This is a genomic window from Vibrio genomosp. F10 str. 9ZD137, assembly GCF_049974785.1.
In the GTDB taxonomy this organism is placed as follows: Bacteria; Pseudomonadota; Gammaproteobacteria; order Enterobacterales; family Vibrionaceae; genus Vibrio.
Map to the genome: position 1 here is coordinate 1 of NZ_JBNGCJ010000454.1, position 9654 is coordinate 9654.

The 9654-nt window shown below is 42.8% G+C and carries 7 protein-coding genes; 3 read left to right on the forward strand and 4 right to left on the reverse strand.

All coding sequences use genetic code 11. The annotated features are described in order from the left end of the window. Nucleotides 1-102: 102 nt before the first annotated feature. A complete protein-coding gene (locus ACP45E_RS10880) occupies nt 103-870 on the forward strand; it encodes a helix-turn-helix transcriptional regulator (protein WP_017033508.1) in 768 nt (255 codons plus the stop codon). A gap of 218 nt (nt 871-1088) precedes the next feature. Here ACP45E_RS10880 and ACP45E_RS10885 read toward each other — a convergent pair whose 3' ends face one another. The 4 genes from ACP45E_RS10885 to ACP45E_RS10900 form a co-directional block, all read right to left on the reverse strand. Further along, nucleotides 1089-2525 carry a lytic polysaccharide monooxygenase gene (locus tag ACP45E_RS10885; protein ID WP_026026487.1) on the reverse strand — a complete coding sequence of 479 codons (1437 nt, stop codon included), beginning with the start codon at nt 2523-2525 and terminating at the stop codon, nt 1089-1091. 499 nt (nt 2526-3024) lie between these two features. Further along, nucleotides 3025-3972: a bile acid:sodium symporter family protein gene (locus tag ACP45E_RS10890; RefSeq protein WP_017033506.1), complete on the reverse strand. Its 948-nt coding sequence runs from the start codon at nt 3970-3972 to the stop codon at nt 3025-3027. A 378-nt stretch (nt 3973-4350) separates the two neighbouring features. Then, nucleotides 4351-6474 carry a TonB-dependent siderophore receptor gene (locus ACP45E_RS10895; protein ID WP_017037055.1) on the reverse strand — a complete coding sequence of 708 codons (2124 nt, stop codon included), beginning with the start codon at nt 6472-6474 and terminating at the stop codon, nt 4351-4353. Between the two features lie 205 nt (nt 6475-6679). Further along, nucleotides 6680-7588 carry an AraC family transcriptional regulator gene (locus ACP45E_RS10900; protein ID WP_017037054.1) on the reverse strand — a complete coding sequence of 303 codons (909 nt, stop codon included), beginning with the start codon at nt 7586-7588 and terminating at the stop codon, nt 6680-6682. Between the two features lie 435 nt (nt 7589-8023). On the opposite strand from ACP45E_RS10900, the gene ACP45E_RS10905 reads away from it, so the two are divergent. After that, on the forward strand, nt 8024-8365 hold the full coding sequence (locus tag ACP45E_RS10905; protein WP_017037053.1) for an ArsR/SmtB family transcription factor: 342 nt from the start codon (nt 8024-8026) through the stop codon (nt 8363-8365). 105 nt (nt 8366-8470) lie between these two features. After that, nucleotides 8471-9529: an ACR3 family arsenite efflux transporter gene (arsB, locus tag ACP45E_RS10910; RefSeq protein ID WP_017037052.1), complete on the forward strand. Its 1059-nt coding sequence runs from the start codon at nt 8471-8473 to the stop codon at nt 9527-9529. The last annotated feature ends 125 nt before the right edge of the window (nt 9530-9654 follow it).

The following is a 9654-nucleotide window of genomic DNA, read 5'->3' on the forward strand; positions in this document are numbered from 1 at the left end:
TATTAGTTATAAAGCTATTAGTTAAGAAACGTTTATTACTCCAAGTCGATGTATAGCGCAAAGTTGATGTGACGACGCTGTCTCAAAATGAAGTGAAATGCTATGCTACGTACAAATAAGACACTAAATGACACATTAATAATGCGCGGCTTTCAAAACAGGCAAGAAAGATTGGATAACCTGATTGGTCTTTTAGAAAACAAGAATCTTTGGACAGCTAAAGAGTTAGCCAATGAACTTGGGATTTCGGTTAGAAGCATATCTCGAGACATTACCTTGTTGCGCCAGCAAGGCTACGATATTGACGCAGAGCGAGGCACAGGGGGCGGCATAGCGTTGAGAGGAATGACTCGTCCCCCTCGATTTTTTTTAAGTGATGAAGAAATTTTAAATACTTTGATGGCACTCGCGCTAACCGACTCACTAAGGTGTCCCATATTAGGGGACAACATATCTAGCGTAAAAAATAAGCTCACCTTTTTTCTGAACAATGAACAACAGAAACGTATAAACCTTTTACGCCAGCGAGTATTGGTTGGTGCTATTGCTTCCGAGCCAGTCGCAAGTACAGTAACCAATACGCGTTATCCTTTTTTTAATGACATTAGCCAGGCATTTATACAGCAGAAAAAGCTCTCAATTCACTACATTTCAGAAAAAGGAAGTGAAACGCAAAGGTGCATAGAACCGCAATTTATACTGCTCAACTGGCCCGCTTGGTATCTTTTAGGGTGGGACTATTTAAGAGCCGCGCCTAGGTTATTTCGAATCGATAGAATAACTGACGCGGTTGTTGACAATGAGCGTTTTCGCCTCAGAAGCCCACGAAGTTTACTGGATGAATACGGAGATTACTTCGATAGTATGTAACGGGTGTTTTTTAAATAGACATGCTCTCAACCATTGCTTTCTTCAACTAGTACTTTCTACCACTAGTACTTCCTACAACTAGAAAGAGTATCCGTACCACTGTTACATTCTACAAAAGTGGCACCACATTAATACCATGTGGTGCCACTTATGTTTGCTTTGAGATGTCGCTTTGAGGTATCACTCAACCGCATTGAGCAAGAGAAAGTCGAGAACAACTAGTTTGCTGGGCGCCAAACTCCCCACTTGTCGTTTTGGTAGGTTGCTTCAGGGTTTTCACCTCCGCGAGACCACCATTGGGCTTTCCACGCTTGACCCGCATAAATAACTACATCTCCACCTAAATATGTTGTAGACGAATCCCAAGTTCCTGGTTCTGGTTCTGGTTCTGGCTCTGGCGTGACTCCACCATCATCTACAATAACTTCAAACGTGAACGTTTCAACACGCTCGCTGTCTATGGCACTCGCAGCAAATGACAATATGTCATTCGCGGTAATGGCCTTGGTATCAATGATAATTGAAGACGTCCCGTTATTTTGGATGTCGACAGTAGATCCCTGAGTCTGTGTAACGATTGCTGCTTCTCCTGTTACGATAACCACCTTGTCTCCGGCGTTAACAACGTTATCGCTGGTCACAAGCTCGTAAATATCGCCCTCTAACGGTTCAACACTACCGTCATCTCCTTTAAACAGGGTCAGTAATCCAGACTCACTGCCATCTTTTGAGTTGAAGAAGTTACGCGAAGGATCGTTTTGGAAATACATGTAATGCTGCATTTCTTCATGCCAATCACCAATGAATACGGCACCGTCCTTAAACTCTTTATGCCATCCGTTGATTTCAGAAGCCAGTAAGCGGGCCCAATCATTAGTGTTTGAATCATCAACGAGGAGATCGAAGCTACGCGCCACTTCACCGTATTGGTTAATAATATCGTACTTAACCGTATCCCCAGCTTTTGGCGTGCCAAATTCAGTTGCAACAAAGAGTTCACCCCTTATTAAATCAGGTTTCGGGGTAGGCTCTGGTGGAGGTGTATCACCACCGACGATAGTAATATCTGAACAATTGTAGAAACCTTCACCAACAGCATCATCACGCTGCCAACGTACAAATAGTATGGCGTCTCCACTGCGTTCTGAAGGTATCGTCACATTAATGCGGTACTTGCCAGCATTGACAGGGACATTTCCTTCCGTCTGTATAAGATCGAGATCTCCCCAAGCGAGTTGCTTGCTAAGGTCTGCATTCGGTTTGGTTAGATAAAACTCCCAAAACGAAGGGTTATGAGGTGCAGTAGCATTAAAGACATACTCAAAGGTTCCCGTTTTTAATTCTGTACGTTTCCAACCCGTGTGACTGGCTCCCATGCCACGCTTTTGGGCGTCATTGGCATAGCATAATGTACCATCCGGAATTGCAGCTTTTACCGCACTAAAACTATTGAAATCCGGAATGTTCTTAGCGTACTCATTACGTTGTACGAACGGATAAGTGCCTGAAATGTCTTTTGCTTGAGCACAAGCTTCATTAGGTGGAGTACCCGACCAAATTCCACCTTGTTCATAACAAATGTTCTGTCGGGCATTCGGAAATTCTGACCAGCCATGCGCACTTACCAAAGACGGTGCACTCGATAGAATAGCCATTCCCACTGCTAATTTAAGAATATGATTCGTTGCTGCCACTTATTCACTCTCTATTGTTTTATTATCCCAAACGGCCCTAATGGTTATTAAGAGACCACCATGACTTGATTTTTTTTATAGTTTTGTACTAAGAAACAACAAGATATATTTATAATGTCTATCCATCACAGCCGGTATTTTATTGATAGGAATGAGAATCACAGTTATTGAGGAAAAGCATCTTCATAAAATGATGTTGCTTCTAATTATGAGCTTTTTTAATCAGTACATATCTTGAACAATTTATAAAAGAAATGAGCACTGTGAAAATGATTTGCATAGAGAACAGGCAGTTAACATGCCTAAGCTTTATATCGGCTAATCCTTCGATTGAGCAAGAGAAATCGACTCACTTCATCTGCACTTCATCAATGGTACAACTCATCCCCCTATAAGATGCAAAAAGACCAGCATTCGCTGGCCTCTTCTATTGGCTAGAACACATTAATCCTAAAAACCACTATGACTCTAGAACGGGTTTGCTCTGCTCTTCTTCAGCTTGTTTTACTTTTCGAGCCCAAAGCGCTGCCACTACTGAACCTGAAAGGTTGTGCCAAATTGAAAAAATTGTTCCTGCTACAGCGGAAGCTGGCGTGAAATACTTCATTGCTAATGCCGTCGCTAAACCCGAGTTTTGCAAACCAACTTCCAATGCAACGGTGCGACAGGTTTTTTCATCGAAGCCAAGTAATTTAGGAACATAGAAACCAAACACTAAACCCAATGAATTGTGGAGTATTACAGCCAACGCGACCAAAGGACCAATGGTTGCCAATCTTTCAGCGTTTAATGCTACAACAATGGCAATAATCACCACAATGGCGACCATTGAGATCACTGGCAATACAGGTTCAACTTTCTTTATCGTCGACTGAAGTAAGACGTTAAGGATAACGCCGATGATCACTGGCGCTAAAACAATCTTAAGTAAACTCACCAACATGCTAGTCACGGGTACGTCGACGGTCTGCCCGACCAAAAGCTGAACCAAGAATGGTGTCGCCACCACGCCAACCAATGTTGATAATGCCGTCATGGAAATCGACAGAGCAACATCACCGCGAGCCAAATAGCACATTACATTAGATGCTGTGCCACCAGCCACCGAACCGACCAATACCATACCCACGGTTAATTCAGTATCGAACCCCATCGCGATACTAATCAGTAAAGCGGCAATTGGCATAACAGAAAACTGTAAAATCAGCCCAACACCAACAACAGGGAGCTTACTCAATACGCCCGCAAAATCACTGGGTTTTAACGTCAACCCCATCGTCAACATGATGATGGTGAGCAGCGGAACGATATAGCCTTTGAGTCCAACAAAAGCATCTGGTGTAGAGTAGGCAATAAATGAAAGCAGTAAAGCCCATAGCGGGAATAACTGGGTGACCATCCTGATCATGATGTTTCCTTAACTGTAACGATGAATAGAGATTTACACGCTAACGATATTCATTCAATAAATACATACCTAATCCATAGATAGCGTCAAATTACTAACATAATTGCATAAAAATGCGAGGCGCACACATTTATAACCATTTAATTAATAATGCTTTTATTGTTTCATACCGACTTTTTCCAAAGTCGTTTGTGGCGTAGAACGAATAAAGGGGGCTTAGTTGGTCTAAGACTAGGTCGCCAACTCAAGTAAATTGGATGGTAAAAAGCGCAAGACCTAATGGGATGGTCCGCCTCACTCCGATTAGGCCTATTTAAAGCAGCCTAATTAAGGCTGCTTTAAACATTGATCCTCGTAACTTAGATCCTCGTAACCTAGTTAAAATTCATAGTTCACGCTTAACTCTATAGACTGCTCTGCACCAAACCAGCAATTAGATTGGTCGTAACACGCATAATATTCTTCATTGAAGATATTGTTAACCGCTAGGTTGGCTGTAGCACCCGATAAAGTCTCACTCGCAGCGCCTAGGTCATAACCGACAGATAGGTCAACTAAGGTGTATGATGGTACTTTACCTTGAGTATTGCTCGCATCCATTTGCATTTCACCCACATAACGTGCACCAGCACTTAAGCGCGAACCCGCTAACATTCCAGTGAACACGTTGTAACTAGCCCACACGTTTGCAGTGTGTTCCGGCACGTAGATTGGTGTTGTGCCTTCTAAACCATTGCTAGAGTCTTCTGTGATTTCCATATCAACATAGGCATATGCTGCTGCAATATCGAAGTTTTCGGTCGCAAACCAACGTCCAGACAGTTCTGCACCTTTCGATACAACTTCACCCACTTGGATTTTTGGCCCATAAACGTTTGTTGGATCGGTCATCAACATATCTTGCTTAACAATGTGGAATAACGAAACAGTCGCTTCTTTAGACATATCGTCAGACAGGTACTTCACACCCATCTCGGCTTGCTGAGCATTTTCAGGATCGAACTCATTACCAGATTTATCAACACCAGGAGCTGGCTCGAAGCTAGTCGCGTAACTTGCAAATGGGGATAGTCCGTTATCAAACTGATACAAACCACCTAGACGATAAGTGACTTGCTTATGATCAGACTCATGCGCGTAGTAATCACTTTCTGATTTATAGTGGTCAAATCTTGCTCCGGCAATAAGCACTAATGCGTCTAGTCGAACCTGGTCTTGAAGATAAAAACCCAATTGACTAGATGTTGTATCATCTAGGCATTCGCCCGTTTTAGTCACATCACGACGATCTAATAGGTCGTTGTTGGGATTCAGTGGATCAAAACGATTAAAACCGCTGCCATTAGCGCTGTAGGATGAGTAGTTAACATTACCATCCAAATCTTGGTAATCTAAACCAAGCAACAGATTATGTTCGACTGAACCTACATCAACAATGCCGCTCAGTTGGTTATCGATGACAAAGCCTTTAAAGCTTTCATCTGTTGAGTAGAGAGCGCGAGATAATTGATTTGGCGTATTCGCATCGTAACTAAAGTGATACGTGTTTTCTTGGTACAGAGAGGCATCAGTGTAACGAGCATTTTGTAAAAAAGCCCAATTGTCATTGAAGTCATGGTTAATTTTATAACCCATCATCAACACTTCACGTTCAAACTTACTCCAGTTCTTATCCCCCATCGAAACCGAAGGATCACTCGCTTTCAATACCTCCAAAGGCATTGCAGAGTTGATGCCCATTGAAGGATCGTTTTGGTAATACAGGTTAAAGTTGATTTGTGTTTTATCACTTACTTGCCAATCAACAGAAGGGGCAATTAAGTAGCGCTCTTCTTCTGCGTTATCAACTTGGCTATCTTGCTTACGAGCAAGTGCGATCAAACGGTATGAAAAATCACTGTCACCAAATTGTCCCGCTGTATCGATCGATGCTTCTTGTAGGTTTCGAGAGCCTGTCGCAACGCCAACCTTAGTTGATTGTTCAGTTTGCGGTGCCTTAGCGATCATGTTCACCATACCACCCGGTGGCATCGCGCCATAAAGCACAGACGTCGGCCCTTTGAAGATCTCGACTTGTTGCATTGCGATTGGGTCAATCTGCGGCTGCAAGTTCCATCCATTCAATTGTTGAAGTGATAGACCATCATAGTAGTTAACATTATTGGTCTTAAAACCACGAATAGAGTATGAATCGAACATAGCGACTGATCCACCGCGGTTTTCAGTGACAACGCCAGGTGCATAACGTAGGGCTTGGTTCAAAGATTGAACACCTCGTTGCTCTAAATGCTCTTCATCAATGATCGTAATACCTTGAGGCGTTTCCTCTGGCTCGAGTGCTGATTTTGTGGCTGTATTACGATAAGCCTTGCCCATAATAGTCACAGTTTCTACATTCGAGCCTGCCGCAGTAATGGTTTCTTCGGCCAACGCTTGTGCTGAGAGTGCAGTCAGTAATGCAACAGCAAGTGATGAATATTTAAAACGTGTGTGAGTGGTCATAATTCCCTCGGTACCAATGCTTAATATAAATAGTAATGAATCTCATTTGCATTGTATGTATCTTTGAATGGGATAGTTAACAATTTGGTGCACGTTTCAAAACAACTTCTCTTGTTGTTTAAAAAGCAGGCCAATTGCTGATTTAAAATGCAATTAGCCAAATTGGTAAGTCAGATTTATAGGAGGAAAGTTGAAGTAGACACAGCTACAGCTTAACAACAGGAACCCAATATTCCATTTCAGCATTAGCAGCATAAGGTTGGTAACTCAATGGGTACACTTCCAGTTCGTAGCCATCCACACCACGATAGCCTGAACTTGGCAACCAGTTCAGCACAAACCAACTCAAGGTATGACGCAGATTCTTTATAGGACCACAATGCTTGACCACTGCGTAGGTTTGCTTTGGGACAGTCAGCACCTCTAATTTATCAGAGATAATGCTCGGCAGTTGCGGAATGGATATCGCATCATGGAGTTCAACGCCCGCCCAATAGTGGATATTGGTCCCATCGAAGTAAGACTGAGTAAGGTCGGCGACGCCAATAAATCGCAGTACGTCATCGTCTGGTAGAGTGACTTCTTGCTCCAAGCGAGACCAAAGTTGAGGGACTTTTTGTGCGAAGTCTTGTGTTAGGGAAAACAAACCACTGATCTCTGAGGTGACACCCTTAACAAGGAAAGACTCTCTTTCGTCAATGCGAACTTCAACAAAACTCAGAGCACCCTTCTCTTCGGCACTCACGGTTTCAGACACTTGTATTGGTTTTCTCAGCCCACCCCTTTTGCCTGCTTTTCGATATTGGCTTGGGCTCACCCCAAACATTTGCTTAAAAGAACGGCTAAAGCTCACTTCTGAGTTAAACCCGAGGCCAACTGCAATATCTATCACGCGCTCTTTTCCATCAAGTAATTCTTCTGCAGCTTGGCTCAGCTTAAGCTCTCTTACATAGTTTGCTACGGTAAGCCCTGTTTCTGCTTGAAACACTCTTTGCAGTTGCCAACGAGACCAGCAGCTTTGTGTCGCGATGTCTTCCAACGATAACGCTGAACTAAGATTCGCGTGAATAAAAGCTAAAACGCGGCTGATGCGATCAAATGCGGATGTATTCATAGTTAAGCTTTCATCTTCTCTATATTTTGTATCGAAATATTTGTCTCACCAATGCTTTTATCATTTAAATAAACTTTTATCACTCACAATAAGAGGCCGAATACGACTTATAGGTAAAGTAAAAGACATAAAAATCGAGTGAACGCTTCACTTTGTAGGGTTATCACTGGCTGCACCCTTTATGATAACCCTACTTATTCTCATTTAAAATCTATAGTACTTGGTTAGCGTCACTCCATAATCACTCGTAGCAGAACGACATCGGAAAATTTTCGCTTACCCGCATATGGGATCTCGTGTGTTGACAACCCATTTACGTCATCCTTATTTCAATTTATGGATTCTAGTGCTCAACTTAAACGCTTACGTTGATCTTTTTACACAATAGACTTACCATTAATCGTCTTTTAACGATTAATGCAGTAAAATATCCACATGAATAAAGTTTGCCTCACAACTGGTGGCTGTGTTCTACCAATCGAACATGGTGATGCTGAAGCTGAAATACAAATGGCAGCTTTGGCTAAAGCGCTTGCTCACCCGGCAAGAGTTCGTATATTGAGTATCCTTTCCACGTTAGAAAAATCGGGCGGCTGTTTGAACAGTGACTTGGTTAGCGAATTGGGTTTGGCTCAATCAACCGTATCAGAGCATTTAAGAATACTGAAGACCTCAGGCTTCATCACCGCTGAATCGATACCACCGAAGATGTGCTACCGCATTAATCGAGATAATATTCAACAATTTGAGACGCTGATCGACACCATTTTAAAATAGATTTATCGCGCTTAGTTTGTCGAATACCGAATAAACTAAGCGTATTTTTTTGCTTTCAAATATCGTTTTTCGACGATTAACGATATCAACCAAAGAGACAATATCATGAAACCAAAATTAGGTTTTCTAGATCGCTACTTAACGCTGTGGATCTTTATCGCGATGGGTCTTGGTGTACTGCTTGGCACCCTGTTCCCACAAATCGAACAATGGAACGAATCTATGTCGGTTGGCACGACCAACATTCCATTAGCAATCGGCCTTATCTTAATGATGTATCCACCTTTGGCTAAGGTTAACTACAACCTGCTAGGCACCGTGGTAAAAGATAAGAAAGCCATCAAACTATCTCTGATCATGAACTGGCTTGTTGGCCCGATTCTGATGTTTGTATTGGCGCTAACATTCTTAGGCGATCACCCAGGTTATATGGTCGGTGTCATTCTGATTGGTCTTGCTCGCTGTGTGGCGATGGTTCTGGTTTGGAACGATATCGGTGGCGGTAACAAAGAGTACGGCGCAGCATTGGTTGCTCTAAACAGTGCATTCCAAGTGGTGAGCTACAGCTTTATGGCTTGGTTGTTCATCAGCGTTCTTCCACCAGTATTTGGCTACGAAGGTATGTTGGTTGATATCTCGATGATCGACATTGCACACAGTGTACTTATCTACCTAGGTATCCCATTCCTAGCCGGTTTTTTAAGCCGTAAGATCCTTGTGTCGATGAAAGGCGAGCAATGGTACAACGATGTGTTCATTCCACGCATCTCTCCCATCACACTGATGGCACTACTGGCCACCATCGTTCTGATGTTCAGCTTAAAAGGCGAGATGATTGTTGAGTTGCCAATGGACGTATTGTTGATTGCGGTTCCACTGACTATTTACTTCACAGTGATGTTCTTCATCAGCTTTTTCATTGGTAAGAAGATAGGGATTGAATACGATAAGAACGCGTCCATTGCATTCACCGCGACAGGTAACAACTTCGAGCTAGCCATTGCAGTTGCTATCTCAGTATTCGGTATCAACTCTGACCAAGCGTTTGCGGGTGTTATCGGTCCGCTGATTGAAGTGCCTGTGTTGATTTACCTCGTGAACGTGGCGCTTAAGATGAAAGACAAGTACTACAACGGCCAAACCGTTAAATCTAGCATCGAGTAAAACATACCTTATGCCGTGGCCAAGGTAACACCTGCATCATCAATGTTGGTTACATCCAATATTCTAAAATGATGATTGGAGTCACTTTGCTCATGGCCATTGGTCAGGTCAGGTCAGGTCAGGTC